General features: G+C 65.9%; 27 protein-coding genes, 1 tRNA gene and 1 pseudogene. 21 read left to right on the top strand and 8 right to left on the bottom strand.

Annotation, left to right across the window (positions count from 1 at the left end; all coding sequences use genetic code 11):
• Positions 1 to 125 precede the first annotated feature (125 nt).
• The 7 genes and pseudogenes from IEV62_RS14550 to IEV62_RS18265 all read right to left on the bottom strand — a co-directional run.
• Entirely contained in the window at positions 126 to 458 is a 333-nt protein-coding gene (locus IEV62_RS14550) for a DUF423 domain-containing protein (protein ID WP_188448751.1), read from the bottom strand.
• Entirely contained in the window at positions 455 to 2,230 is a 1,776-nt protein-coding gene (locus IEV62_RS14555) for a cation:proton antiporter domain-containing protein (protein ID WP_188448753.1), read from the bottom strand. Before IEV62_RS14555 ends, IEV62_RS14550 begins: the two co-directional genes overlap by 4 nt.
• Positions 2,227 to 2,661: an iron-sulfur cluster assembly scaffold protein gene (locus IEV62_RS14560; RefSeq protein ID WP_188448755.1), complete on the bottom strand. Its 435-nt coding sequence runs from the start codon at positions 2,659 to 2,661 to the stop codon at positions 2,227 to 2,229. Before IEV62_RS14560 ends, IEV62_RS14555 begins: the two co-directional genes overlap by 4 nt.
• A 141-nt stretch (positions 2,662 to 2,802) precedes the next feature.
• Positions 2,803 to 3,381, bottom strand: a complete 579-nt coding sequence (locus IEV62_RS14565; RefSeq protein WP_188448757.1) for a CvpA family protein — start codon at positions 3,379 to 3,381, stop codon at positions 2,803 to 2,805.
• A gap of 370 nt (positions 3,382 to 3,751) precedes the next feature.
• Complete coding sequence (gene radA / locus IEV62_RS14570) at positions 3,752 to 5,122, bottom strand: DNA repair protein RadA (RefSeq protein ID WP_188448759.1); 1,371 nt, start codon at positions 5,120 to 5,122, stop codon at positions 3,752 to 3,754.
• Positions 5,123 to 5,140: 18 nt separating this feature from the next.
• Positions 5,141 to 5,323 (bottom strand): DUF559 domain-containing protein, encoded by a 183-nt coding sequence (locus IEV62_RS18260; protein ID WP_229733202.1) that lies wholly within the window; start codon positions 5,321 to 5,323, stop codon positions 5,141 to 5,143.
• 40 nt (positions 5,324 to 5,363) lie between these two features.
• Positions 5,364 to 5,543, bottom strand: a pseudogene (locus IEV62_RS18265) (DUF559 domain-containing protein); the annotation flags it as partial.
• A gap of 173 nt (positions 5,544 to 5,716) precedes the next feature.
• On the opposite strand from IEV62_RS18265, the gene IEV62_RS14580 reads away from it, so the two are divergent.
• Complete coding sequence (locus IEV62_RS14580; protein WP_188448761.1) at positions 5,717 to 6,874, top strand: glycosyltransferase family 4 protein; 1,158 nt, start codon at positions 5,717 to 5,719, stop codon at positions 6,872 to 6,874.
• A gap of 24 nt (positions 6,875 to 6,898) precedes the next feature.
• Here the strand turns inward: IEV62_RS14580 and IEV62_RS14585 are convergent, their stop codons facing one another.
• Positions 6,899 to 7,513 carry a PadR family transcriptional regulator gene (locus IEV62_RS14585; RefSeq protein ID WP_373868598.1) on the bottom strand — a complete coding sequence of 205 codons (615 nt, stop codon included), beginning with the start codon at positions 7,511 to 7,513 and terminating at the stop codon, positions 6,899 to 6,901.
• A gap of 248 nt (positions 7,514 to 7,761) precedes the next feature.
• Here IEV62_RS14585 and IEV62_RS14590 point away from each other — a divergent pair, with 248 nt between their 5' ends.
• The 20 genes from IEV62_RS14590 (at position 7,762) to accD (ending at position 25,005) form a co-directional block, all read left to right on the top strand.
• Positions 7,762 to 9,072, top strand: coding sequence for a replication-associated recombination protein A (locus IEV62_RS14590; protein ID WP_188448763.1), 1,311 nt, complete (start codon positions 7,762 to 7,764; stop codon positions 9,070 to 9,072).
• Positions 9,069 to 9,413, top strand: a complete 345-nt coding sequence (locus tag IEV62_RS14595; RefSeq protein WP_188448765.1) for an MmcQ/YjbR family DNA-binding protein — start codon at positions 9,069 to 9,071, stop codon at positions 9,411 to 9,413. The genes IEV62_RS14590 and IEV62_RS14595 overlap by 4 nt, the downstream gene beginning before the upstream one ends.
• A gap of 8 nt (positions 9,414 to 9,421) precedes the next feature.
• Positions 9,422 to 10,282, top strand: a complete 861-nt coding sequence (locus tag IEV62_RS14600) for a hypothetical protein (RefSeq protein ID WP_188448894.1) — start codon at positions 9,422 to 9,424, stop codon at positions 10,280 to 10,282.
• A gap of 18 nt (positions 10,283 to 10,300) precedes the next feature.
• Positions 10,301 to 10,376, top strand: a tRNA-Thr gene (locus IEV62_RS14605).
• Positions 10,377 to 10,435: 59 nt separating this feature from the next.
• Positions 10,436 to 11,668, top strand: a complete 1,233-nt coding sequence (locus IEV62_RS14610) for a nucleotidyltransferase domain-containing protein (protein ID WP_188448767.1) — start codon at positions 10,436 to 10,438, stop codon at positions 11,666 to 11,668.
• Positions 11,665 to 12,156, top strand: a complete 492-nt coding sequence (locus IEV62_RS14615; RefSeq protein WP_188448769.1) for a lasso peptide biosynthesis B2 protein — start codon at positions 11,665 to 11,667, stop codon at positions 12,154 to 12,156. The genes IEV62_RS14610 and IEV62_RS14615 overlap by 4 nt, the downstream gene beginning before the upstream one ends.
• A gap of 90 nt (positions 12,157 to 12,246) precedes the next feature.
• A complete protein-coding gene (locus tag IEV62_RS14620; RefSeq protein ID WP_188448771.1) occupies positions 12,247 to 12,402 on the top strand; it encodes a hypothetical protein in 156 nt (51 codons plus the stop codon).
• A gap of 184 nt (positions 12,403 to 12,586) precedes the next feature.
• Positions 12,587 to 13,495 (top strand): hypothetical protein, encoded by a 909-nt coding sequence (locus IEV62_RS14625; protein WP_188448773.1) that lies wholly within the window; start codon positions 12,587 to 12,589, stop codon positions 13,493 to 13,495.
• Positions 13,486 to 14,385, top strand: coding sequence for a Stf0 family sulfotransferase (locus IEV62_RS14630; RefSeq protein WP_188448775.1), 900 nt, complete (start codon positions 13,486 to 13,488; stop codon positions 14,383 to 14,385). Before IEV62_RS14625 ends, IEV62_RS14630 begins: the two co-directional genes overlap by 10 nt.
• Entirely contained in the window at positions 14,382 to 14,648 is a 267-nt protein-coding gene (locus IEV62_RS14635; RefSeq protein ID WP_188448777.1) for a PqqD family protein, read from the top strand. The genes IEV62_RS14630 and IEV62_RS14635 overlap by 4 nt, the downstream gene beginning before the upstream one ends.
• Positions 14,645 to 16,537: an asparagine synthetase B family protein gene (locus tag IEV62_RS14640; protein ID WP_188448779.1), complete on the top strand. Its 1,893-nt coding sequence runs from the start codon at positions 14,645 to 14,647 to the stop codon at positions 16,535 to 16,537. The genes IEV62_RS14635 and IEV62_RS14640 overlap by 4 nt, the downstream gene beginning before the upstream one ends.
• Positions 16,538 to 16,573: 36 nt before the next feature.
• Positions 16,574 to 16,849 carry a PqqD family protein gene (locus IEV62_RS14645; protein ID WP_188448781.1) on the top strand — a complete coding sequence of 92 codons (276 nt, stop codon included), beginning with the start codon at positions 16,574 to 16,576 and terminating at the stop codon, positions 16,847 to 16,849.
• A gap of 19 nt (positions 16,850 to 16,868) precedes the next feature.
• Entirely contained in the window at positions 16,869 to 17,561 is a 693-nt protein-coding gene (locus IEV62_RS14650; RefSeq protein ID WP_229733204.1) for an endonuclease/exonuclease/phosphatase family protein, read from the top strand.
• A gap of 10 nt (positions 17,562 to 17,571) precedes the next feature.
• On the top strand, positions 17,572 to 19,863 hold the full coding sequence (locus IEV62_RS14655) for a patatin-like protein (RefSeq protein ID WP_229733205.1): 2,292 nt from the start codon (positions 17,572 to 17,574) through the stop codon (positions 19,861 to 19,863).
• A 75-nt stretch (positions 19,864 to 19,938) separates the two neighbouring features.
• Positions 19,939 to 20,280 carry a hypothetical protein gene (locus tag IEV62_RS14660; protein WP_188448785.1) on the top strand — a complete coding sequence of 114 codons (342 nt, stop codon included), beginning with the start codon at positions 19,939 to 19,941 and terminating at the stop codon, positions 20,278 to 20,280.
• Complete coding sequence (pyrF, locus tag IEV62_RS14665) at positions 20,277 to 20,963, top strand: orotidine-5'-phosphate decarboxylase (RefSeq protein WP_188448787.1); 687 nt, start codon at positions 20,277 to 20,279, stop codon at positions 20,961 to 20,963. Before IEV62_RS14660 ends, pyrF begins: the two co-directional genes overlap by 4 nt.
• A 164-nt stretch (positions 20,964 to 21,127) precedes the next feature.
• Positions 21,128 to 21,766, top strand: a complete 639-nt coding sequence (locus IEV62_RS14670) for a phosphoribosylanthranilate isomerase (protein ID WP_188448789.1) — start codon at positions 21,128 to 21,130, stop codon at positions 21,764 to 21,766.
• Between the two features lie 170 nt (positions 21,767 to 21,936).
• Positions 21,937 to 23,166: a tryptophan synthase subunit beta gene (gene trpB / locus IEV62_RS14675; protein ID WP_188448791.1), complete on the top strand. Its 1,230-nt coding sequence runs from the start codon at positions 21,937 to 21,939 to the stop codon at positions 23,164 to 23,166.
• 190 nt (positions 23,167 to 23,356) lie between these two features.
• A complete protein-coding gene (gene trpA, locus IEV62_RS14680; protein ID WP_188448792.1) occupies positions 23,357 to 24,148 on the top strand; it encodes a tryptophan synthase subunit alpha in 792 nt (263 codons plus the stop codon).
• Positions 24,145 to 25,005, top strand: a complete 861-nt coding sequence (gene accD, locus IEV62_RS14685; protein ID WP_188448794.1) for an acetyl-CoA carboxylase, carboxyltransferase subunit beta — start codon at positions 24,145 to 24,147, stop codon at positions 25,003 to 25,005. Before trpA ends, accD begins: the two co-directional genes overlap by 4 nt.
• Positions 25,006 to 25,144: the final 139 nt, after the last annotated feature.

Raw genomic sequence — 25,144 nt, forward strand, 5'->3', positions numbered from 1 at the left:
CTCCATCGTCCGCCACCGCCTCCGCGGGACCAAACCTCAGCGCACGCGCGCTACCTCACCGCAAACTCCACTGCCGCGCAGCGGCTTCGTGCTCTGGGCGAAAGCAGCCGTCAGCAAACCCCCTCCTACCCCCGCGCCGTCCACGCCAGCCAAAGCCACCCCGCAATCAGCATCGCCCCACCGATCGGCGTGATCGCCCCGAACCAGCGCGGTGCGCCGAGCGCCATCAGGTAGAGCGTGACCGCGAAAATCGCGCCGCCGACGACGAACAGCCAGCCCGCCCCGCGCGCCTCCATCCGCAGCGCCACCAGTGCCGCGACCGCGTGGATCAGCTGGTATTGCGCGCCGGTCCGCAGCCATTCCGCCGCTTCCTTGCTCGGCGCGCCGTGCGCCCCGAACGCGCCGGCACCCACCGCCACCGCGCCCGACAGCGCCGCCAGGATCGCGATCCAGTTCATCCCGCCTGCTCCTCCGCCGGGCGATCGTTCAACGAACCCTCGCGCTCGGCTTGCGTAATCATCACATTGCGCGCCGCGCGAATGTCGCCCGCCTCGACTTGCGCGCGCAGCCGTTCCTTGTCGCGGCCGCGGTACAAGTCTTCGGTGCGATCGATTTCCATGTCCTCGACGCCAAGGCTCTTGAGTGCCATCCGCGCCATTTTCACCGCCGATTCGAGCACTTCGCGCACCACCCCGTCGAGCGGTGCGCCCTTCAGCTTGATCACCGCGCGCCGATCATAAGCGCGCACGAAGATCGAGGCCTGCGGGAACGCCTCATGCACGCCCTCGATCAGCTCGGGCGAGAGCTGATCGCCGTCCATGCAGAACATAATCAATTCCGCCTCGCCAGCACCCGCCTGCCGCAGCAAATCCATCCGCGTGCCGTCGCCATAATAGACTTTCGCACCGAACTCGCTCGCCACGTCGATCATCTCGATATCGGTATCGATCAGCGTCACCGGCACGCCCTGCGCGATCAGCATTTGCGCGACGGTTTGGCCAAAGCGGCCATAGCCGACGATCAGCGCATTCGATCCATCGGCCTTCGGCCCCTCGCGGTCACCCTGCTTGATCGGCTCCTCGCGGATGCGCTGTGTGATCATCATCAGGAACGGCGTCGTCACCATCGACAACGTCACGATCGCGCCGAACAGGCTGGCGGCTTCTGGCTCGATCAACATCGCGCGCTGTGCTTGCGCGAACAATACGAAGCCGAACTCGCCGCCCTGGCTCAGCAACAGTCCGAGCGCGAGCGCGCTGCGCCACGTCATCTTGAACGCCATGCCGATGCCGAAAATGATCACCGCCTTGGTCGCGATCAGCGCGAGCGCCATGCCGATCACGAACAACGGCCGTTCGGCGATCGCGCCCAGATCGAGCATCATCCCGACCGCGACAAAAAACAGGCCGAGCAGGATCGAGCGGAACGGCTCGACATCGGCCTCGAGCTCATGCCGGTACGGGCTGTCGGCGAGCATCACCCCCGCGACGAACGCGCCGAGCGCGGTCGAGAGGCCGAGCGCCTCCATCACCGCCGCCGCCGCGATGACGGTGAAGAGCGCGGCAAACACGAACATCTCGCGCTCGCCGAGATTGCCGATGATGCGGAACAACGGGCGCAGCAGGAAGCGCCCCGCCAGCACCAGCCCGCCAATCGCGCCGACCGTATAGAGGAACAACAGCCAGCCCGGCGGACCACCCGCATCGGCGGGATTGCGCGACAGCACCGCGACCAGCGTGATCAGCGGCACGATCGACAGATCCTGGAACAACAGGATCGAGAAAGCGCGCTCGCCAAACGGCGTCCGCAGCCGCCCGGCCGATTGCAGCATCGGCAGCACCTGCGCGGTCGAGGACAGCGCAAGCGGCAACCCCAGCACCAGCGCCGCCGCGGGAGTCGACCGCGTCGCGAGGTAGACAAGTCCCGTCACGGCAATGCCGCAAGCGATCACCTGAAGCAGGCCGAGCCCGAAGATTTCTTTCTTCAGCGCCCACAGCCGCGTCGGGTTGAGCTCAAGCCCGACGATGAACAGCAGCAGGGTAATGCCGAGTTCGGCCACGCCGATCATCGATTCGGCATCGCCGACCAGCCGCAGCACGTGCGGCCCGACCACCGCGCCCGCGACGAGATAACCGAGCGTCGCCCCCAGACCGAACCGCCGGAAGATCAGCACGAAGACGAGCGCGAAGCCCCCCAGGACGACGCCGTCGCGCAGCAACGATTCGCTCATGCCGGAAGCTTTGCAGCGGCCAGCGCAGCCGCTTCGGCGGCCGCCTCGAACGCGAGCCGAATCGAGGCATGCCGCGCGCTGTGCGGCAAAGCGGGGGTGAACAGCACGAAACCGGGCCAATCGGGCAATGGCCCGGTGCCGGCCAGCCACGCCGTAAGCTGATCGCGCGCGTCCGCGATCTCGACGGGGGTTTTGCCGATGACCGCCGCGCCCAAGAGCGACGATGATGCTTGTCCGAGCGCGCACGCCCGGACCATCAGCCCGAAGTCGGTCACGTGGCCCGCCGCATCGGTGTTGACGTCCACCGTCACCCGGCTGCCGCAAATCGGCGAGCGCTTATCGGCGGTGCCCATCGCATCGGGCAACCGCGCATGATGCGGGATCGTCGCGGCGAGGCGGAGAATCTCGGTGTTGTAGAGCGGCGCGTTCATAGGGGCCGATGTAGGGGCCTGACGGCGGTTCGTCACCCCATGCTTGATCTCCCCTCCCTGCAAGGGAGGGGTCGGGGGTGGGTGGGTATGGGGCAACCACAGCGCTTGATATCGGGCCGACCCACCCCCAGCCCCTGCCTTTCAGGGACGGGAGGAAGAAGACGCCTCGCTCATATTCCCCAAATCACGCGCAGTGTCTGCTTTCCCGAACACCGGCTCGCCCTTGCGGCGGCGGTCAACGAAATCGGCGATCGCGGCGCTGGTTTCGTTGAGCAGCGGATAGACCCGCGCCGCGGTCAGCCATTCGGGCCGGTGCGTCGGGCCACCGCGCACCGTATCGGTCATCAGCACGACGAGCAGGAAAGCGAGGCTTACGAGGATCAGCCCTTTCAGCGCCCCGAACCCGAAGCCGAGCGCCCGATCGACCGGGCCGAGGACCGAATCGCGCGTGCGCGACCCAATCGCATTGGCGACCATCCGTCCGCCGAAATAGGTGCCCCCTGACAGGATCGCGAAGGCGAGCACCGCAGCACCGGTGGTCGTGCCGACGACGCCGGTCAGCGCGTGCGTCAGCGGCACGTGGAACAGCTTCAGCGCGAACACGATCCCAACCCACGCGAACAGCGACAGCACTTCGGTCACGAAGCCCCGCATGATGCCAAGCGTCGCCGCGCCACCGACGGCAAGCAGAACGAGGATGTCGAGCGCGGTAAGGTTCATGGGCGCGCGTCTTATGCGAGTGGGACGGCGAGGTCGAGTACGGGTTTTCGCCGGGGTTGCCACGCGCTAACGTCGCACCCCCGTTTCCTTTCACCCCCTTTCCACCCCGGCGGAGGCCGGGGCCCAGTTGAGAGCGGCTAGTGGGGGAACGCAGCCCTCACTCAATAAACCTACGCAACTGGGCCCCGGCTTTCGCCGGGGTGGCGCAACTACACGCGCTTCCCCTTCGTGCGGCTGGTCAAATGGACGTGCCCGCACCGATCACAGCGATACGGCAGCAACACCGCCTCCCCGAAGACCGCCCCCCGCGCCTCCTCCTCACTCGCAAACACCCGCTTGCGGCGGCACACGCTCAGCCGCGTGCGCATCGTCACCGCCCCAACATATGTTCGACGAAGCCGCCGAGCGTTTTGAACCCGGTCAGCGTCAGCCCGCTTTTGTCGTCGGCGACGGCCGCCGGGACCAGTGCGCGCTCGAACCCCAATTTGCCCGCTTCCTTCAGCCGCAACGCGCCATGCGCAACCGGGCGAATTTCCCCGGAAAGCGCAAGTTCGCCGAATACCACCGCGTCGGCTGCGACCGGTCGCTCCGACAGCGCCGACACCAGCGCCGCCGCCACGGCAAGATCGGCGGCGGGGTCCTGCACGCGGTATCCGCCCGCGATATTGAGATAGACTTCGCTCGACGAGAAGCTGAGGCCGCAGCGCGCCTCGAGCACCGCCAGCACCATCGCGAGCCGCCCGCTGTCCCAGCCAACGACCGCGCGCCGGGGAGTCGCGCCACTCGCCAGCCGCACCACCAGCGCCTGAATTTCGACCAGCACCGGCCGCGTCCCCTCCAGCGCGGGGAACACCGTCGTTCCCGTCACACCTTCCTCACGCTGCGTCAGGAACAGCGCGGAAGGGTTTGAAACTTCGGCCAAACCTTCCGTCACCATCGCGAACACGCCGATCTCGTCGGTGCCACCGAAGCGATTCTTGATCGCGCGCAGGATGCGATATTGGTGGCTGCGCTCGCCCTCGAAGCTCAGCACCGTATCGACCATATGTTCGAGCACGCGCGGCCCCGCGATGCTGCCATCCTTGGTGACGTGCCCGACCAGCACCACCGCCGTGCCGCGTTCTTTGGCGAAGCGGATCAGTTCCTGCGCCGATGCGCGGACCTGGCTGACGGTGCCGGGGGCGCCCTCGATCAGATCGCTGTGCATCGTCTGGATCGAATCGATCACGAGCAAGGCAGGCGGCGTCCCCTTGCCCAGCGTCGTCAGAATATCGCGCGTCGACGTCGCCGCCGCGAGCATCACCGGCGCATGCCCCAGCCCGAGCCGCCGCGCGCGCAGCCGCACCTGATCGGCCGCTTCCTCGCCCGAGACATAGGCGACCGGTAGCCCGGCGAGCGCCATCTTGGCGGCAGCCTGCAACAGCAAGGTCGACTTGCCGATCCCCGGATCGCCACCGATCAGCGTCGCCGAGCCTTCGACGAACCCGCCGCCCAAGGCGCGATCGAACTCGGCGATGCCCGACGGCATCCGCTCGGGCAGACTGATCTCGGCGTCGAGCCCGACCAATTGCATCGTCCGCCCGCCGGACTGAAGGTTATGCTTGGCCTGAAACGGCGTGACGGTCGCGCCGGCCTCCTCGACCAGCGTGTTCCATTCCGAACAGTCAGCACACTGCCCCGCCCACCGGTGCGACACCGATCCGCAGGATTGGCAGACGTAACGTTTTTGGGGTTTTGCCATGTGCGGCGGCCTAGTTTCTTAGCCCTCTCCCGCATTCGCGGGAGAGGGTTGGGTGAGGGGCTTCTTCTTTTCTGCGACACGAGCCGCAAGCGCGAGGCGAATTGCCTCCAACACGCCGTCCTGATTCTCGACGACGTCTGTATTCCAGAACCGAAGCACGCGATATCCAAGCGCCTCCGGAAAATCGCGTCCGCACCGCATCCGTCGCCGCGCTATGCTGGCCTCCGTCGAGTTCGACGATCAACCGCGCTTCGACACAGCAAAAATCGACCACGAACCGACCGATCGTCGCTTGAAACCGGAACTTGAACCCAGCGCATTGGCGGTTCCTGAGCGCTTGCCAAACAGAATTCTCAACATCGGTCCGCTCGCAGCGGAGGCGCGCGGCGTGGGGGCTGATCTGGCGGCGGACGGGGTACATGCGAAGATCGTAAAGCGAGAACGAAGGGAGAACAATCGAAAAAAAGAAGACCCTCCCCTGCCCCTCCCGCGAAGGCGGGAGGGGCAGACGAAAACCTCGACCCCGGCGAGTGCCGGCAAGACAAAAGTTGCGGGAGATGGTCACAGCCCTTCCGCTTCGCTATGTCGCCCCCGATGCAAGCTTCTGACCTCCGCGTGGCACTTTTCAGCGGTAACTATAATTACACGCGTGACGGCGCGAACCAGACCCTCAACCTCCTCGTCGGGCATTTGCTCAGCCGCGGCGTGAAGGTGCGGATCTATGCGCCGACCAGCCGCACGCCCGCTTTCCCGCCGACCGGCGACCTGGTCAGCGCACCATCGCTCAAGATCCCGCTGCGCGGCGAATATAAGCTGACGCGCGGCATGGGGCACCGTGTGCGCCGCGATCTCGATGCGTTCGCGCCCAACATGATCCATGTCTCGGCCCCCGACCGGCTCGGCCACAAGGCGCTCAACTATGCCGAGGCGCACGGTATCGCCAGTGTCGCCTCGTACCATACGCGGTTCGAGACCTATATGCAGTATTACGGCCTGAATTTCCTGGTCCCGCTGCTGATCGGCATTCAGAAGCGTTTTTACAGCCGGGTCGACGAAGTGCTCGCCCCCAGCCAGATGATGGGCGAGATTTTGCGGGACTGGGGCGTGCCGACGCCGGTCACGCGCTGGTCACGCGGGGTGAACCATGCGCGTTTCAACCCCGGACGACGCGACCTGGCGTGGCGGCGCAGCCTCGGGATCGGCGATGACGAAATTCTGGTCGGATTCCTTGGGCGATTGGTCAAGGAGAAGGGCCTCGACGTGTTCGCGCAGGCGATCCGCGCGCTCGACGCGCGCGGGGTGAAGCATCGCACCTTCGTCGTCGGCGAAGGCCCGGCCAAGGACTGGTTCGCTCAGCAAGTGCCCGATGCGGTCTTCGCGGGGTTCCTGACCGGCGATGATCTCGGCCGCGCGGTCGCCTCGATGGACGTGTTCTTCAACCCGAGCCTGACCGAAACCTTCGGCAACGTCACGCTCGAGGCGATGGCGGCGGGCGTCCCCGTCGTCGCGGCGCGCGCGAGCGGTGCGGTCGGACTGATCGACGACGGGGTGACCGGATTGATCGTCCCGCCAACCGATATTTCGGGCTATGCCGACGCACTGCAACGCTTTTGCGAGGACGATGCGTTTCGCATTGCGGCAGGCGCAGCAGGCCATGCCGAAGCCGCGACGTATCAGTGGGACCGGATCAACCAGGTGGTGCTCGATACGTATCTGCGGGTGATCGAGCGGCGCGCCGACACGGCGGAATAAGCGCCGCCCGATTACCCATCAGCGTTACAGCCGCTCGATCTTCTGCGCCGCTTCGTCGATCAGCGCGACGATCGCGTGCAGCGTGTCCTTCGCCACCTCATCCTGCCGCAGCCGGTGGATCAGCACTTCGCGCAAATTGCCCATCGCGCGGCGGACCGACGCGCTGTCGGTGCGGGCGCGTTCGGCCCCGACATCGGAGAGCCGTGCCATCAACGCTGCGACGAGTTCGGCCTGTTCGGAGAGATGCGCCGTGCCTGCGTCGGTCACCGCGAACAGCTTCTTCGCACCTTCGGCCTGACGCGCCTCGATCAGCCCCATATCGTCGAGCAGCGTGAGCGTCGGATAAACGACGCCCGGGCTCGGCGCGTACGCACCGCCGGTCAGCTCCTCGACTTGACGGATGAGGTCATAGCCGTGGCGCGGTTCGTCGGCGATCAGCTTGAGCAGCACGAGCCGAAGCTCGCCGCTGTCGAACATCCGCCGCCCGCGCGGGCCGCCCCGGCCGTCGCCCCGGCCCCCGCCATCACGGCCTTCTCCGTCACGCCCGCGACCAAAGCCGTGCGAGCGGAAACCGCCGCGCATCATGCCCAACCGGCCCGGATGGCAGCCACCACGCCCACGTTCTACAAATACAAACATATCGTTCCTTTCTTATAACACGATGGCGCTAAGATATATCTTTCGTGGAGCCATTCAAGATATATCTTTTGACTATTTTAAGAGCGTGCGTCCACCCCGGCGAAGGCCGGGGCCCAGTTGAGACGGCCGAGATAATCCAGCGCAGCCCTTCCAATCCGAAGTCGCGCTACTGGGCCCCGGCGTTCGCCGGGGTGGTGGCCACGGGCTATGGACTGGCCCCACGGCACCGCACCTCCTATCTCATTCGAATGCCCGATCTCTTCGCCACCTTCGATCCCCCAGCTCCCGACCAGCCGAGCGAGACCGCGCCGCTCGCCGATCGACTGCGCCCCCGCACGCTGGCGGAGGTCGTCGGGCAGGATCACATCACCGGCCCCGAAGGCGCGATCGGGCGGATGGTCGCGGCAGGAAGGCTGTCGTCGATGATTTTGTGGGGCCCGCCGGGCACGGGCAAGACGACGATCGCGCGTTTGCTCGCCGATGCGGTGGGCTTACGCTTCATGGCGATCTCGGCGGTGTTCTCGGGCGTCGCTGACCTCAAAAAAGCCTTCGCCGAGGCGCGCGATTTCGCCAAAATCGGCAAGCGCACCTTGCTGTTCGTAGACGAGATTCACCGCTTCAACCGCGCGCAGCAGGACGGTTTTCTGCCCTATGTCGAGGATGGCACCGTGACGCTCGTCGGCGCGACGACCGAGAACCCGAGCTTCGAACTCAACGCCGCCGTGCTCAGCCGCGCGCAAGTGCTGATCCTGCACCGGCTTGACCACGCCGCTTTGGGCCAGTTGCTCGACCGCGCCGAGGCGACCGAGGGACGCCCCCTCCCCCTCACACCGGCGGCGCGCGACGCGATCATCGCCAGCGCCGATGGCGACGGCCGCTTCCTGCTCAACCAGGCCGAAACGTTGTTCGCGGTGAACCTACCCGAGCCGCTCGACCCGGCCGGCCTCTCCGCTTTCCTGCAACGTCGCGTCGCGGTGTATGACAAGGACCGCGAGGGGCATTACAACCTCATCAGCGCGCTGCATAAAGCGGTGCGCGGATCGGACCCGCAAGCCGCCCTCTATTATCTCGCGCGGATGCTCACTGCGGGCGAGGAACCGCTTTTCTTGCTGCGCCGGATGGTGCGCATGGCGAGCGAGGATATCGGCCTCGCCGATCCCAACGCCCTCGTCCAATGCCTCGCCGCCAAGGACGCCTATGATTTCCTCGGCAGCCCCGAGGGCGAACTCGCGCTCGCGCAAGCATGCCTCTATCTCGCCACCGCGCCCAAATCGAACGCTGCCTACAAGGCGCAGAAGGCCGCCTGGAAATCGGCGCGAGAAACGGGATCGCTGATGCCGCCCGAAAACATCCTCAACGCGCCGACCAAGCTGATGAAGGACATCGGTTACGGCAAGGGGTACGCCTATGACCCCGACACCGAACACGGCTTTTCCGGCGCGAACTATTGGCCCGCCGAAATGGAGCCGCAGACCTTCTACGCCCCAACCGAGCGCGGAATGGAGAAGCGCATCGCCGAGCGCATGGCGTGGTGGGCGAGCTTGAAGGGCGGCGCATGAAAGACTGGGACGACGTCGTCGCGTTCGCGCTGACCCTGCCCGACACCGTCGTCGCGACGCATTATGGTGGCCCGGCGATCAAGGTCGCGTCGAACGGGCGCGCCTTCCTGTCAATGTCGCGCGAGCCGGGGTCGTTCGTCCTGTCGATCGATTTCGACACAAAAGAGATGCTGCTGGAATCCGACCCCGACACCTTCTGGCAAACCTCGCATTATGAAGGCTGGCCGGGCCTGCTCGTGCGCTATGCCAGCACCGACCCCGACCGCGTTCACGCGATGATCGAACGCGCACGCGATCAGGCGGCGGCGCGCAAACCCTCCAAATCGCGCAAAAAGGCGTGACGAGACCCTTGCCACCGGCCCATTTCACCCGCTTCGCCGCGATCGACTGGTCCGGCGCGAAGGGCGCGCGGCATCCGGGGATTGCGCTGGCGGTATGCGAGGCGGGAGACCACGCGCCTACACTCATCGAGCCGCCCCACAAGATCTGGTCGCGCGGCGAAATCCTGCGCTGGCTACGCGCGCGCGCCAACGAACCGCTGCTGGTCGGGTTCGATTTCAGCTTCGCCCCGCCGCACGTGTTGCGCGGGAGCTATCTTCCGGGCGAGGCGACGCCCGACACGGCGCGCGCCTTCTGGGCCTATCTCGACGCCCGCACCCCCGATGCCGATCTCGGCGCGGCGTCGTTTCTGGAGGCGCGGCGTGGCACGCATTTCTATCTCGGCGCGGTCGACGGGACCAAAGCCGATTTCCTGCATTTCCGACGGTGCGAAGCGCACGCCAACGCCGCCGGTTTCGGCAAACCCTCGACCGTCTATGACGCGATCGGCGCGGCGCAGGTCGCCAAAGCGAGCTTTGCCGGGATGCGCCTGCTCCACCATCTCGGCCATGATGTCCCGGTCTGGCCGTTCGATGCCGCACCAAAATCAGGGGCGTGCGTCGTCGAGATCTACACCACGATCGCCGCGCGCGCTGCCGGTCTGCGCAAGGGCCTGAGCAAACTGCGCGATGCGGACACGCTCGATGCAGCGCTCACCGAACTCGGCAGCCAGCCCCACGCCCCGCTTGCGCGCTATACCGACCACGCAACCGATGCGATTCTGACCGCCGCCTGGCTCCGCGCCAACGCCGTCCGCGCCGAATTATGGCACCCGCCAGCGCTAACCCCGCACATTGCGCGTACTGAGGGCTGGACCTTCGGCATATCCTGACGCATTGAGCGCGACCGGGCCGGTTTAGCTCAGTTGGTAGAGCGCCAGTTTTGTAAACTGGATGTCGCGGGTTCGATTCCTGCAACCGGCACCACCCTTCCCGCGCTCGGCAAGGTCTTCCCATGCACCGTCGAAATCCCTAACCGGGGGGCCGTGACCGCACCCGCCGATCCCGAATTGCGGCTTGCCGCCGCCTGCTGCCGTTGGCCGCCCTCCCCTGCGCGCGACGCGGCGGTGCAAACCGCGGTGGCGGCCGGAATCGACTGGGAACGCTTCGCGCGCGTCGTCGTGCGGCAGCGCGTTTGGGGGCTTGTCGAGGCAGGATTGAAAGCTGCCGGGATCGCAGCGCCGGAGGCGATCGCGACCCCGCTCGCGCGGCAGGCAAGGCGCGTCGTCCATAATAATCTGATTGCCGCAGCCGATACCGCGCGCCTCACCGGACTGATTGCTGCCGCCGGCTATCCGGTGCTGGCGGTGAAGGGGGTCGTGCTTGGCGCGCTCGCTTATGGCTCGGTCGGGTTCAAGCACAGCAAGGATATCGACTTGCTGATCCTGCCGGAGCATGTCGCGCCGGTACTGGCGCTGCTCGAGGCCGAGACCTACCGCATCACGCAACCCGCTCACGGCTTGAACGCGGCACAGCGCGCCGTCCTGCCCCGCTATGGCAAGGATGTTGGCATGATGCGCGGCGCGCCCCATTTGCAAATCGAACTGCACTGGCGACTGTTTACCAATGCCCGGCTGCTGCCGACGCTCACCGCACGTTCGCCGACGCAAACCGTCATGCTTGGCACAGCGTTGAGCGCCCCGACCTTCGCGCCCGCCGATCTGTACAGCTATCTCGTCCTGCACGGTGCGAACGATGGCTGGTCGCGCATGAAATCGCTGGCCGATCTCAACGCGTTGGTCGCCTCCGCCGGTCCGCTTGCGCTTTCGATGTGGCATGATCGCGCGGTGTCGCTGGGGGCCGGGGTCGCGTCTGAACAGGCGATGCTGATGATGCACGACTTGTTCGCATTGCCGCTGCCGATCACGCTTGCCGAAACGATCGGACGATCGCGGCGGGTGCGGATGCTGGTTGCGGGCGCGTATCAATTGATGGCGGTGCGCGATGGCGCGACCGAGATTGACGGCTGGGGTTATGGTCGAATGTTGTCGTTGGCGATGCAACCGCTGCTCGGGCGGGGCGTGCGCTACCAATGGCAGATCCTGCGCTCAGTGCTGTATATGCAAAGCGAAATGTATGGCAGCAAACTCCCACCAGCGCTCTACCCGTTCTATCCGCTGGTGCGCGTCCCGGCGTGGCTGATCAGCCGAATCGCGCGGCTCGGGCGTCACATCGTGGGCAGTGACAAATCCGTCACTATCGCGGGCAAAACGCAGTGAAGCAGCGGTTACGCACGGCCTGGCGGCGGCTGCGCCACCGCGCCCGGCGGCTCGGGCAGGTCGGGATACAGGATCACGCCTTGCTGGCTGAAGCGGCCGTCGGACTGGCCGCGGCGCGGATTGCGATTCGCACCATACCGTTTCCGCGGATTGCGCGCCGGTTGGGCGGCTTTATGGCACCGCAACAGGCCAACGCCAAAGCGAGCCACGCCCCACCCACCGAACAAGATATGGAGATAGCTCGCAAAATCGGCTGGGCCGTGACGGTTGCCGCGCGCACCGTTCCGTTCAAGGCGGTGTGCTTGCCGCAAGCGATGGCGGCGCATCGAATGCTTCGAAAGCGCGGCATTTTCAGCATCATGCATTTCGGCACCGCGCCGGGCGCCGCGCTCTCGCTAGAGGCGCATGCGTGGCTGAACGCCGGCGAGATTGAGGTCACCGGTTATCCCGTGGGCAGCGAATTCACCGAAATCGCGTGCATCGCCTGACGCAACCTTTTCGCAACTGCGGCATTGTAATTGAAGGCGAGTGCCAATATAGAAATCAAACGTTTTCGAGACGACCCAGGGAGTACCATCATGACTGTCAACGACCAAGCCGCTCAGGGTGTGTCCACCGTCTCCGCCAAGGATTCGTGGGTTAAGCCGGAGATCACCGCGTTTGCCGCTGCTGTTGAAGCACAGGCCAATCTGGGCGGTACTGCCCTGGATAGCGGTAAGGCCAATTTGAGCTAATGGCCGTAACGCCGCCGCGCCTGCGCACGGCCGCCGGGTTTATCATCTGACACATTTTAAAATCGGCCTGCCGAACCCGGCAGGCCGATTTTGTGTGTTCGGCCGACGTCCTCGCTAGGGCGATCGCGTCGCACGGCTGCGCAGTGGGGACGTATTTTTGTCTTTTGCTTATCGATTCGCCGGCATGGAGATCGAGTCGGAGGTCGCAATCTCCGATCTGCGCGCCAGTGCTCTCCCGCTCCCAACCCTCGGCGATTTGCTTACCATCCGTCAGGAACCGGGTCCTCAACCTGACTCGGATCACATCGTATTCGCATGGCCGGGACGGTATGGTGCGCGGCTGGGAACAATCGATGACGATTGGATGATCACCTCGCGCCTTGACGGCGCGTTTCGCATTGATCCCGCTTACCGCACGCTTCGGGTGTATAGCGAGCGCACCCCGCCCAGCGCCGCCTGCATCGACGTACTCGTGCGACGCATCCTGCCGCGCCTGATGGTCGCGCGCGGCGCGATGACGATCCATGCAGCGGCCATCGCCACGCAGGGCCGTGGAATCCTCCTGCTCGGCGCGTCCGGTGCCGGAAAATCTACCACCACCGCCGCCTTAGCGGCGATGCCGGGATGGGATCTTTTCAGCGACGATTTGTCGACCATCTGGGAGGGATCCCCGCCGCACCTCGCGCCGTCTGCACGCGGTGTGTGTTTGTGGCAACCGTCGGTTACGGGCCTCGCACTCGACCCTGCCCGCTGTACCGCAATGCCCGGATATGACGGCAAGTTCCGGTTCGAGCCGGACGCGCCGCTGGTTACTGCTCCCGTCCCTTTGCGAGCGTTCGTGTTTCTGGCGCAGGATCCCGAATGCCACGCGCCGAGGCTTGCGCCGATGATCCGCGCCAACGCTTTTATCCGCGCAATCCGTCAGCTCAATTTGTTCAACCCTGCGGACGCGGAACAACACCAACAGGCCATCGCCCGCCTCAGCCGAATTGCCGCGGGGCTACCGATGTTGCGTCTGTCTTATCCTCCGAGGTACGATGTGTTTCCCGCCATAGCCGATCTCCTGACCGAACAGGTACTTCGATGCGCTTGACCACCGACCCTGCCCCGCTTGAGCCCACCCCGCTTCCCCCCCTCGAGAAGCGCAAGCGGTACGACCTTTCGCTGGCCGAGCATGATTATCCCGAATGGCATGGTCGCCCAACCCGCACGATCCTGCTCTGTTCGGAGCAGCGCTCGGGCAGCACGCTGTTGGGCGAGGTGTTGTATTTCGCCGGGAATCTGGGCTGCCCGCTCGAATATTTTCATGGCGGGTTTTACCCCGATTTCATCAAGCGGTGGGGGACGAACGAAGCCGAGGCTTTCCTGCGCGCGGCCCATCGCCACCGGACCGCGCCCAGCGGCACCTTTTCTGCGAAAATCTTCTGGACCGACTTGATGGGCCTGCTCGCCGAACGCGACGCCGCCCTGCATGCGCAGATCACCGCCGCGCCCCCCGCCGTGCTCGGCCCGGCACCCGATCTTTATCGCGCCATCGCCGCCGCGGTGGGCGATCTGCTGGAGGGGGCCACGTATATTCATCTGCGACGGCTCGATCGGGTTCGCCGCGCGGTGTCGGGCATTGTGGCTGAAGAAACCGGGCTGTGGCGTTCCATTCCCGGCGTTGGGGAACATCGCCCCCGATCCGAACCGGTTTACGATTTCGACCGGATCGCCAAACGCGTTGCGGCATCGGATCAGGCGCATGCGCATTGGACAAATCTTTTCGCGGCGATTGGCGTCACGCCGATCGCGCTGACCTATGAGGAATTGACGCGCGATTATATGGGAACGGCAACGCGCGTGCTGCGCGCGCTCGGTAGCGACGCGACGCCCGTCACGCCGCGGATGCAGCGTCAATCGGATCGCCGATCGGAAGATTATGCGCTACGCTATCTGCGCGAGGCGCAAGCGCGGCTCGCTGCATCGGGGAATGCCACATGACGTACCTGATTCCTGAGCATATCGTGTGGCAGGACGTTCCCGGCGAACTCGCTTTATTCGACGCGCGTGACCAAACCTACAGCGCCTTGAACGGCAGTGCCGCGGCAATCTGGCGCGAAGTTGCCCGCGGAGGCGATGCGGACACGATCGTCCGGACCCTCGCGGAACGGTACGACGTGCCCGACCACGCTATCGCGCCGGACGTCACGGCTTTCCTCACCGATGCCATCACCCGGGGGCTGCTGGTCACCGGAACTGCATGAGCGGGATCGCCGGGGTCGTTTACGGCGACGGGCGCGACGTGTCGCCCGCGCTGCTCGAACAGGTTTCGACTGCATCCGCGATCCGCGCCGATGACGGCGTAGCTCATTGGGCCGGCGGATCGGCCGGACTGATCCGCTTTCGCCATGCGACCACGCCCGAGGCGCTGGGCGAGCGGCAACCAAGCCCCGCAGCGTCTGGCAATGTGATCGCGTTCGACGGACGCCTCGACAATCGCGAGGAATTGATTGCGATGCTCGGTCGGGACGGCGCGGCCCTGCGCCAGCGGCCCGATGAGGAGATCGCGCTCGCTCTGTTCGAGCGGATCGGCGACGGCTTCATGCGCCACCTTGCCGGGGACTATGCCTTCGCGATCTGGCAACCCGATCAGCGCCGCCTGTTCTGCGCCCGCGCGCCGGTCGGGCGGCGACCGTTTTTCTACCATCTGTCGGCCGATGGTTTCGCCTTTGCCAGCGAGCCGAAAGCGCTGATCGTCGGGCTGTCGCTCGATCGCGGCGTGAACGAACCGCTCATCGCCGAATATCTTGCGCGCCGCGTCGTCACCCGTGGTGAGACGTTCTGGCGCGCTCTGAACACGCTGCCGCAAGGCAGCGCACTCGCCTATCAGGACGGCGCGCTGCGCCAATGGCATTGGGACGATGCCCCACCGGAGGACCTGTCGCGCCTGTCCGAGGGCGCGCATATCGAGCGGTTCAACGAACTGCTCGACCAAGCGATCATCGCCTGCACGCGCAGCAACACCGGCGTGGTGGCGCAATTGTCGGGCGGGCTCGATTCCTCCTCGATCCTGTCGCGCGCGACCGAACTTCACCGCGCCGGCAAGATCGACCGGCACGTCGCCGCGATCACCGCGCGCTATCCCGGTTCACCAGTCGACGAATCGGAATGGAGCGGCGCGGTCGAGGCGCATCTCGGCATCACCGCCCGCGTCGTGCAAGGCAGCATCTTCGACCCCGACGCCGCGCGCGCCTGGTCGGCGAACACGTTGCAAATGCCGCTGCGGCCCAACACGCTCGACACGCTGGAGGGCAATTTCCGTAACCTCGAACGGCATGGCGAGCGCGTTTTGCTGTCGGGTGAAGGCGGCGACGAATTGCTCAACGGCAACCATGCGCATTGGCCCGACGAAATCCGCCGCGGCCGGATCGATCTGGTCGCGCGCCAGGCGCTGGCGATGCCGGGCGCGACGCTACCCGGCAAGGTGCGCGCTTTTGTCAGCGAAGGGTTTGGTCCGCTGGTCAGCACCACCCTCTATCGGCGTGCGGCGCTGCGGCAGTCGTGGGCAGGCACAGCGCTTCCCGATCATCTGTCCCCCGCTTGGATCGAAGCGACCGGATTACGCGCGCGGATTGCCGCCAGTCGGCCCGCCGCGACACTGCCCGGCATCGCTGCGCAGAACCGCTACGCCGTCATCGATCTGGAATCGCGGGAGATTGCGACCGGTCCGCTCCAGGCGCTGCCCAACGCTTACGGGGTGGAATATCGCCACCCGTTATACGATCAGCGGCTGCTGCGCTTCATCCTCGGCGCGTCGGGCGAGGTGCTGTTTAGAAACGGCGCGCGGCGGCACCTGTTCCGCGAAGCGATGCGCGGCACGCTGGTGGAAAAGGTGCGGACGCGGCAGTCCAAGGCGATCTTCAACACGCTTGTCGTCGATGGGTTGGAGCGGTTCTACGCCCAGCGCGAAATCGCGGCGCAATGGCCCGTAAAACTCGGCTGGGTCGATGGCGCGGCGCTGCAGCGCATCTGGAATGCCTATCTGGCGTGGCGCGACGATGGCGCGCATTTTCCGGTCCCCCGGATTGAATTTGGTGCGTTGTGGAGCACGGCGGCGCTGGACATCTGGCTTGAAAACGCCGTCGGGCTATAGATGCCGACTGACCCCTCTTTTTTACGGATGGCCATCATGATCGACGACCATAGCATCATCCAACGCACGCCCGACCTCATCACCGCCGATGTCGAAGGGGAAAGCGTCGTGCTCAATAGCGTGACCGGCACCTTCTATCAGCTCAACGCCTCGGCCGCGCGCATCTGGGATTTGGTGGAAACGCCGCAAACCCCGGCGGCGCTTGTCACGCAGCTCGTCGCGCGCTTCGACGTCACGGCCGAGCAGTGCCGCGCCGACGTGCTCCATCTGATCGATTCGCTACAGCAACGCGGGCTGGTCGAAGCGGCGTGATGACCCGAGGCTCCGCCCGGTGATCAAGGTCGTCAGCTACAATATGCACAAGGGCATCGGGCTTGATCGCCGCCGCGATCCGCGCCGCATTCTCGACGTGCTGCAGGAAATCGAGGGCGACGTGATCGCGCTGCAGGAGGCCGATCTGCGCTTCGGCGCGAAGACCCGGGTGATTCCGCACCACATGCTCGACGACCATTCGCCGTGGCAAGCCGTGCCGATCGCGCACGATAGCGGCACGATGGGATGGCACGGCAATGCCTTGCTGGCCCGCAAAGGGAGCGCGGTCGGCGCCAGCGCGGCACTGCATTTGCCCGCGCTTGAGCCGCGCGGCGCGATCCGCGCCGATCTCGCGGTGCATTCGGCACCGATCCGGGTAGTGGGCATGCACCTCGATCTGTCGGGGCTATGGCGGCGGCGGCAAGCCCGTGCGATCCTGGCGCATGTCGATTCGTGCGCTCCCACTTTGCCGACCGTGTTGATGGGCGATCTCAACGAATGGACGCGCGGCGCCGGCTGCTTGCGCGATTTCGGGCGCGACTTTGAAAACGTGCCGACCGGACCAAGCTTCCACGCACGACGGCCGATCGGACGGCTCGACCGCATTTTCACGCGCGGCTTTCGCGTGCTCGACTGCGGCGTCCATGCCAGCCCTGCCGCACGGCGCGCGTCGGATCATTTGCCGATCTGGGCGGTGCTGGAGCCGCTATGATGCAACGCTCGTGACGCGCGAGAAGGAACTCCGGCTGGCACTCGTCTGCTATGGCGGGATAAGCTTGGCCGTTTATATGCACGGCATTACCAAGGAAATCTGGCGGCTCGCCCGCGCCAGCCGGGCGTTTCACGCCGGGACCACTCCAGCGGGCGGCAGTCAGGGCGTGTACCGCGCGCTGTTCCAGGAAATCGAAGCCGAAACCGGCCTCAAACTGCGCGTCCTCGTCGATATTATCGCGGGCGCAAGCGCCGGTGGCATCAACGGCGTCTTCCTCGCGCAAGCGATCAGCACCGGACAAAGCCTCGAACCGCTGACCGATCTGTGGCTCGATTCGGCGGATATCGAAGCGCTGATCGACCCCAAACAAGCGCCGAGCCATCGTTTTTCCAAGGTCTGGGCGCTCCCGCTCGCGTGGATGGCGGCGCGGCGCGACACGATCGATGCGACGGTCGAGCCCGGCGCGCGTGAGGAAGTCCGCGCCAAGCTGTCGCATTTCATCCGCTCGCGCTGGTTCGAGCCGCCGTTCGGGGGCGAGCTTTTCACGGGCAAGATCCTCGACGCGCTCGACGCGATGGCCGCCGCCCCGCGCGAACCGCGGCTGCTGCCCGACGGCCAGCCGCTCGATCTGTTCGTCACCGTCACCGATTTTCGCGGGCATCCCGAACGGCTGACGCTCAATTCGCCGCCCGAAGTGGTCGAGATCGAACACCGCGTGGTGGTGCCGTTCAGCGATCACGGGCTGACCGGTGAAAGCCTCGCCCACCCCGCCGAACTCGCCTTTGCCGCGCGCGCGACGTCGAGCTTCCCCGGCGCTTTCCCGCCCTTCATGGTCGGCGAGCTCGATCGCGTGCTCGCGACGCGCAAGGAACCCTGGACGGAGCGCGCGGCGTTCCTCAAACGCATCCTGCCGCGCCAGTTCGCCGCGAACGCCGCCGAGAGCGCCGTCCTGATCGATGGCTCGGTGCTCAACAATGCACCCTTCCGACCGGCGATCGAGGCGCTGCGCGAACGCCCCGCGCGCCGCCAGGTCGACCGGCGCTTCGTCTATATCGATCCGCACCCCGGCGGCGCGATCCACTTCGGCACACCCGACGCCAAGCCCCCCGGCTTCTTTCAGACGATCATCGGCGCGATTTCCGAACTCCCCCGCCAGCAACCGATTCGCGACAATCTGGAAGAGATCGCCGAACGCTCGCGCCAGATCGAGCGGATGCGGGCGATCATTGCCGGCATCCGCCCCGAGGTCGAAAAGCAAGTCGAGGCGCTGTTCGGCTATACGCTGTTCCTCGATTCGCCGACGCAAGCACGGCTGACCGCGTGGCGGCAACGCGCGCAGGCGGCAGCGGCGAAAAGTGCGGGCTATGGCTATGCCGCTTATGGCCATTTGAAGATCACCGGCGTGGTCGAGACGATTACCGATCTGCTGCATCATGCCGGCGGCGAGCCGGGGCCGCAGCGCTGGCGCGGGATTCGCGCGCACATCGCCGCCGCCGTGACCGCGTGCGGGTTCGACGACATGACACCAAGCTTTTCCGGCGGGACGAGCGCCACGACGATCGCGTTCCTGCGGACCTTCGATCTCGGCTTCCGCTTGCGTCGCCTGCGCTTGCTCGCGCGGCGCATCACCGATCTGGAGGGCGATCAGCCCGAAGCCGAACTCGCCCCGATCCGCGACGCAATCTATGCGAGCCTGGCCGACTATCTCGAATGCAAGCGCACCGACCGCTATACGCATTTGCGCAAGGATGTCCGGCAGCTGCGCGGCGATGCCGGGTCGCTGCTCGACAAACTCGGCACGGCGATGGACCTGAAGGCGCTCGATCAGCGCACCGAGGGACGGCTCGCCATCGCCTTTTCCGGCCTGACACGGGACGTAAAGCGGCCAGTCCTGCTGAGCTATCTCGGCTTTCCGTATTTCGACGTCGCCACCTTGCCGCTGTTGCAAGGCGACGGCCTCGACGAATTCGATGCAATCAAGGTCGATCGCATCGCCCCCGACGATGCCATCAGCATCCGCAGCGGCGGCGCGGCAGCGACGCTGAAGGGCATTCAGTTCAACAGCTTCGGCGCGTTCTTCAGCCGCGCGTATCGCGAGAATGATTATCTGTGGGGTCGCCTCCACGGGGCCGAACGGATGGTCGACATCGTGCTCTCCGCGCTCGACCCGACGATGCGACTGAAACCCGGCCGCACCGCCGAAATTAAACGCGCGGCATTCCGCGCGATTTTGGAGGAGGAAGCGCCGAAGCTGACGATGATTCCGGGCCTGTTTGAGACGTTGCAGCGGGAGATCGGCTAACTCCCCTCCCCTGAAGGGGAGGGGCTTAAGAAGCGCACACTGGCAATCGTAACGCGATCGCACTAACCTCGCGTCATGCAATTTCTCAAAATCCTGTTCTGGTGCCTGCTCGCCTTCATCGCGGCGATCTTTACGCTGGGGAATTGGACCAGCGTGACGATCCATCTGTGGGGCGGGATGGAGGCGTTGATCAACTTGCCGCTGCTGCTGCTGCTGACCTTCCTCGCCGGGCTCGTCCCGACGCTGGCATGGCATTCGACGCTGCGTTGGCGGTTGCGCAACCGGCTGGCAACGGCGGAACGGACGCTCAGCGACCTGCGCAACGCCCTTGCGCCGCCGGCACCGTCGCTACAGAGCGCGCCCGCGCTGTCCCCTGATCCGGCCGTCATCCCCGCACCGCCGGCAGATGCGGCATGAGCAATCGCCTGTTCGTCGCGCTCGACACGCCCGATCTCGCAAAGGCGCGCGCGCTGGCGACCAAGGTCCGCCATCATGTCGGCGGGATCAAACTTGGCCTCGAATTCTTCATGGCCAATGGCCGCAGCGGCGTGCGCGACATGGCCGAACTCGGCTTGCCGATCTTCCTCGATCTGAAACTCCACGACATCCCCAACACCGTCGCCAAGGCGATCATGGCGCTGCGCGGGCTCGATCCGGCGATCCTCACCGTCCACGCCGCCGGGGGCCGCGCGATGCTTGAAGATGCCAAGGCCGCCGCCCCGCTCGGCACCAAGGTGATCGCGGTGACGACGCTGACCAGCCTCGACGGCAGCGACCTGGCGTCGATCGGTTGCTCCGGCGACCCGCACGAACAGGTGCTCCGCCTGACGCAATTGGCCAAGGACGCCGGCGTCGACGGCGTCGTTTGCTCGGGCGAGGAAGTCGCCGCCGCACATAAGCTTTGGCCCAAGGGCTTTTTCGTTGTCCCCGGCGTCCGCCCAGCGGGCGGCGTGCCGGGCGCTTTTGGCGGGGACCAAAAGCGCGTCGTCACCCCGCGCGCCGCCCTCGACGCGGGTGCGTCGATCCTGGTGATCGGCCGCCCGATCACGCAAGCGGCCGATCCGGATGTGGCCGCGCGCGAGATCGAAGCGACGCTCTGACCGGCTCCACCCCGGCGAAGGCCGGGGCCCAGTCGCGATGGCTCAGGTAACCGAGCGCCTCGCTCTCAATTTCTCGTCCCGCAACTGGGCCCCGGCTTCCACCGGGGTGGAGCTGTAAGCGCTACACACCTTGCGTTCGTGCAGCCAAAGCGCAAGGAAGCAGCATGCCCGCAACCGCCAAAATCTGTGGTCTCTCCACCCCCGAAACGCTCGACGCCGCCATCGCCGGCGGGGCGAGCCATGTCGGGTTGGTGTTCTTCGCCCCCTCCCCGCGCAATCTCTCCTGGACCCGTGCCGCGCAGCTGGCCGCGCGCGTGCCGGCCCATGTGCAGCGCGTCGGCGTCTTCGTGAACCCCGATGATGCGCTGATCGAGCAGGCGGTTGCCGCCGGGCATCTCGATATCCTGCAGCTGCACGACACCACGCCCGAGCGGGCTGCGGCGATCAAGGCGCGCACCGGGCTTGCGGTGTGGATCGCGGTCGCGGTGCGGACGCGCGGCGATCTCGACGCGGCGCTGACCTATACCGGGGTCGCCGACAAAGTCCTTTACGACGCCAAGACCCCGCCCGGAGCCGCTTTGCCCGGCGGGATGGGCGTGCGCTTCGACTGGCGCTTGCTCGACGGCTTCCGCCATCCGCTGCCCTGGGCGCTGTCGGGCGGGCTCGATCCGTTCAATGTCGCGGAAGCGGTGGCGGCGACGGGGGCGACGCTGGTCGATGTGTCATCGGGCGTGGAAAGCGCGCCCGGAATCAAGGATTTGGGGAAGATCGGCGCGTTTTTGCGGGCGGTGAACGACCTCTGATCGCGCTCTTCTTCCCCCCTCCCGCCTTCGCGGGTGGGGCGAGGGAGGGTCTTCTTCTTTTGCCCCCGAAAGAAGAAGACCCTCCCCCAACCCCCTCCCATGAAGATGGGAGGGGGCTTTGCTTGCGGCCACCGCTCGACACGCCCGCGCCAGATGCTAAACGCACTCCCATGAACGCCCCCAACTCCTTCCGCACGCAACCTGACGATCGTGGCCATTTCGGCGCTTTTGGCGGTCGCTATGTCGCCGAGACGCTAATGCCGCTCGTGCTCGAACTCGACACCGCGTATCGCGCCGCCAAGGCCGATCCGGCGTTCAGGCTCCAGTTCGACGATCTGCTCGAACATTATGTCGGCCGCCCCAGCCCGCTGTACTACGCCGAGCGCCTGACCGAGGCTTTGCGCGAAGGCGCGCCGGACGGAAAAGGCGCGCAAATCTGGTTCAAGCGCGACGAGCTGAACCATACCGGCGCGCACAAGATCAACAATTGCATCGGCCAGATCCTGCTCGCGATGCGGATGGGCAAGACGCGGATCATCGCCGAAACCGGCGCAGGCCAGCACGGCGTCGCCACCGCGACCGTTTGCGCGCGCTTCGGGCTGCCGTGCATCATCTATATGGGCGCCAAGGACATCGAGCGGCAGGCGCCCAACGTGTTTCGCATGAAGCTGCTCGGCGCCGAAGTCCGCCCCGTCACCAGCGGATCACACTCGCTCAAGGATGCGATGAACGAGGGCATGCGCGACTGGGTCGCGAACGTTCATGACACCTTCTACATCATCGGCACCGCGGCTGGCCCGCACCCCTACCCCGAAATGGTCCGCGATTTCCAAAGTGTGATCGGCACCGAGGCGCGCGCACAAATGCTCAGCCGCATCAACCGCTTGCCCGATCTGCTCGTCGCCGCGATCGGTGGCGGGTCGAACGCAATCGGGCTGTTCCACCCCTTCCTCGACGATGGCGACGTGATGATGCTCGGCGTCGAAGCGGCCGGACGCGGGCTCGACAAGGAACACGCCGCCAGCCTCGCGGGCGGCTCCCCCGGCATCCTCCACGGCAACAAGACGTACCTGCTGCAGGACGAGGACGGCCAGATCACCGAGGCGCATTCGATCTCCGCCGGGCTCGATTATCCCGGCATCGGCCCCGAACATAGCTGGCTGCACTCGATCGGCCGCGTCGAATATACCAGCGTCACCGACACCGAAGCGCTGGACGCCTTCCAATTGCTCTGCCGGACCGAAGGCATCATCCCCGCGCTCGAACCGGCCCACGCCATCGCCGCGGTAGCAACGCGCGCGCGCGAGATGGACCGCGACCAGATCATCCTCGCCAATCTGTGCGGGCGCGGAGACAAGGATATCTTCACCGTCGCGGAAGCGCTGGGGGTGAAGATATGAATTCCAACGTGCGGCAAATTTTCACGTCGTTCGCGCTCCTATGTTTGACCGCAATGCTGTTGCGGGTGGTCATAGCGGCTTTGCTCGACCGACCGCTCGAAACGGCCTTTTCGCCAATAAGTTTGCTTTCGATGGTTGTTGCTTCGGCAGCTGTCTCGTTCGGTATCGCTCGCATATTCAAGACCAGCAAATGACCCGCCTAGCCACCGCCTTCGCGAAACCCCACCGCGCGCTCGTCACCTTCGTCACCGCCGGCGACGGCCCGACCGCCGACATCCTCGACGCGCTGGTCGAAGGCGGCGCGGACGTGATCGAGCTTGGAATGCCCTTCACCGATCCGATGGCCGACGGCCCCGCGATCCAGGCCGCGAACATCCGCAGTCTCCTCGCGGGCACCAAGACCGCCGACATCCTCGCCATCGCGAAGGCGTTCCGTTTCCGCCACCCCGAGGTGCCGCTGGTGCTGATGGGCTATGCCAATCCGATGACGATCCGCGGCCCCGAATGGTTCGCCGCCGCCGCCAAGGAAGCGGGCGTCGACGGCGTCATCTGCGTCGACATCCCGCCCGAGGAGGACCCCGAACTCGGCCCGGCACTCCGCGCGGTCGGGATCGACCCAATCCGCCTCGCCACCCCGACCACCGATGCCGCGCGCCTGCCGACCGTGCTCGATGGCGCAAGCGGGTTCCTCTATTACGTCTCCGTCGCGGGCATCACCGGCCTGCAACAGGCGCAGCAGACCTCGATCGACGAAGCGGTTGCGCGCCTCAAGGCCCACACCAACCTCCCCGTCGCGGTCGGTTTCGGCGTGCGCACCCCCGAACAGGCCGCCGCCATCGCGCGCGTCGCCGATGGCGTCGTGGTCGGCTCGGCGATCGTCGAGTTGGTCGCAACGCACGGTGTTGACGCACCGGCCTATGTCCGCGCCTATATCGAGTCCCTCGCGACGGCGATCCACGCCGCAACCAAGGAAGTCGCATGACCTGGCTCACCAGCGTCCGCAACGCGCTCGCGTATGTCGTCCCCGTCAAGAAGGACACGCCCGACAACCTTTGGCACAAGTGCAAGGGCTGCGGGCAAATGGTGTTCGTCAAAGAACTGGCGGACAATCTCCACGTCTGCCCGCATTGCGAGCATCACGAGCGGATCGGGCCGTTGCTGCGCTTCGACTATGTGTTCGACGCCGGGTCCTACACGATCGTGCCGCTCCCCAAAGTGCCCGATGACCCGCTCAAATTTCGCGATACCAAACGCTATGCCGATCGCATCAAGGCCGCGCGGCTCGCGACCTCCGAGGGCGACGCGCTGATCACAGCGATTGGCAAGATCGACGGGCGGAAAGCCGTGATCGGCGTGCAGGACTTCGCCTTCATGGGCGGATCGATGGGGCTGGCGGTGGGCGAAGCCTTCGTGCGCGGCGTCGAAACCGCGATCGGCGCGCACTGCCCCTACATCATCTTCACCGCCGCCGGCGGCGCGCGGATGCAGGAGGGCATCCTCAGCCTGATGCAAATGCCGCGCGCGACCGTGGCGATCGCGATGCTCCACGATGCGGGCCTCCCCTATATCGTCGTGCTGACCGATCCGACCACCGGCGGCGTGACCGCAAGCTATGCGATGCTCGGCGACGTGCAGATTGCCGAGCCCGGCGCGCTGATCGGGTTTGCCGGGCAACGCGTGATCGAACAGACGATCCGCGAAAAACTCCCCGAGGGGTTCCAGCGCGCCGAATATCTGCTCGAACATGGCATGATCGACATGGTCAAGCACCGCAAAGATATGCGCGCCACGCTGGCGAGCCTGATCGACTATCTGTGCAGCGCGAAGGCGGCGGCATAATCTCCCTCTCCCCTTCAGGGGAGAGGGCAAGCGAGGCGTAGCCGAAGCGCGGGAGAGGGGAAGTAACGCGGACGGGGGCTCCCAGGACAGCCCCTCTCCCCGACCCTCTCCCCGCAAGCGGGGAGAGGGAGAAGAACTG

This window comes from Sphingomonas psychrolutea (assembly GCF_014636175.1).
GTDB classification, from domain to species: Bacteria; Pseudomonadota; Alphaproteobacteria; order Sphingomonadales; family Sphingomonadaceae; genus Sphingomonas; species Sphingomonas psychrolutea.

Coding starts and splice junctions, on each gene's coding strand:
- IEV62_RS14620 (WP_188448771.1), top strand. CDS start 12,247: ATGACTGTCAACGACCAAGCCGCTCAGGGTGTGTCCACCGTCTCCGCC.
- IEV62_RS14640 (WP_188448779.1), top strand. CDS start 14,645: ATGAGCGGGATCGCCGGGGTCGTTTACGGCGACGGGCGCGACGTGTCG.
- IEV62_RS14630 (WP_188448775.1), top strand. CDS start 13,486: ATGCGCTTGACCACCGACCCTGCCCCGCTTGAGCCCACCCCGCTTCCC.
- trpB (WP_188448791.1), top strand. CDS start 21,937: ATGAACGCCCCCAACTCCTTCCGCACGCAACCTGACGATCGTGGCCAT.
- IEV62_RS14580 (WP_188448761.1), top strand. CDS start 5,717: ATGCAAGCTTCTGACCTCCGCGTGGCACTTTTCAGCGGTAACTATAAT.
- radA (WP_188448759.1), bottom strand. CDS start 5,122: ATGGCAAAACCCCAAAAACGTTACGTCTGCCAATCCTGCGGATCGGTG.
- IEV62_RS14550 (WP_188448751.1), bottom strand. CDS start 458: ATGAACTGGATCGCGATCCTGGCGGCGCTGTCGGGCGCGGTGGCGGTG.
- pyrF (WP_188448787.1), top strand. CDS start 20,277: ATGAGCAATCGCCTGTTCGTCGCGCTCGACACGCCCGATCTCGCAAAG.
- IEV62_RS18260 (WP_229733202.1), bottom strand. CDS start 5,323: ATGCGGTGCGGACGCGATTTTCCGGAGGCGCTTGGATATCGCGTGCTT.
- accD (WP_188448794.1), top strand. CDS start 24,145: ATGACCTGGCTCACCAGCGTCCGCAACGCGCTCGCGTATGTCGTCCCC.
- IEV62_RS14590 (WP_188448763.1), top strand. CDS start 7,762: ATGCCCGATCTCTTCGCCACCTTCGATCCCCCAGCTCCCGACCAGCCG.
- IEV62_RS14670 (WP_188448789.1), top strand. CDS start 21,128: ATGCCCGCAACCGCCAAAATCTGTGGTCTCTCCACCCCCGAAACGCTC.
- IEV62_RS14585 (WP_373868598.1), bottom strand. CDS start 7,513: ATGTTTGTATTTGTAGAACGTGGGCGTGGTGGCTGCCATCCGGGCCGG.
- IEV62_RS14660 (WP_188448785.1), top strand. CDS start 19,939: ATGCAATTTCTCAAAATCCTGTTCTGGTGCCTGCTCGCCTTCATCGCG.
- IEV62_RS14565 (WP_188448757.1), bottom strand. CDS start 3,381: ATGAACCTTACCGCGCTCGACATCCTCGTTCTGCTTGCCGTCGGTGGC.
- IEV62_RS14595 (WP_188448765.1), top strand. CDS start 9,069: ATGAAAGACTGGGACGACGTCGTCGCGTTCGCGCTGACCCTGCCCGAC.
- IEV62_RS14625 (WP_188448773.1), top strand. CDS start 12,587: ATGGAGATCGAGTCGGAGGTCGCAATCTCCGATCTGCGCGCCAGTGCT.
- trpA (WP_188448792.1), top strand. CDS start 23,357: ATGACCCGCCTAGCCACCGCCTTCGCGAAACCCCACCGCGCGCTCGTC.
- IEV62_RS14555 (WP_188448753.1), bottom strand. CDS start 2,230: ATGAGCGAATCGTTGCTGCGCGACGGCGTCGTCCTGGGGGGCTTCGCG.
- IEV62_RS14645 (WP_188448781.1), top strand. CDS start 16,574: ATGATCGACGACCATAGCATCATCCAACGCACGCCCGACCTCATCACC.
- IEV62_RS14635 (WP_188448777.1), top strand. CDS start 14,382: ATGACGTACCTGATTCCTGAGCATATCGTGTGGCAGGACGTTCCCGGC.
- IEV62_RS14560 (WP_188448755.1), bottom strand. CDS start 2,661: ATGAACGCGCCGCTCTACAACACCGAGATTCTCCGCCTCGCCGCGACG.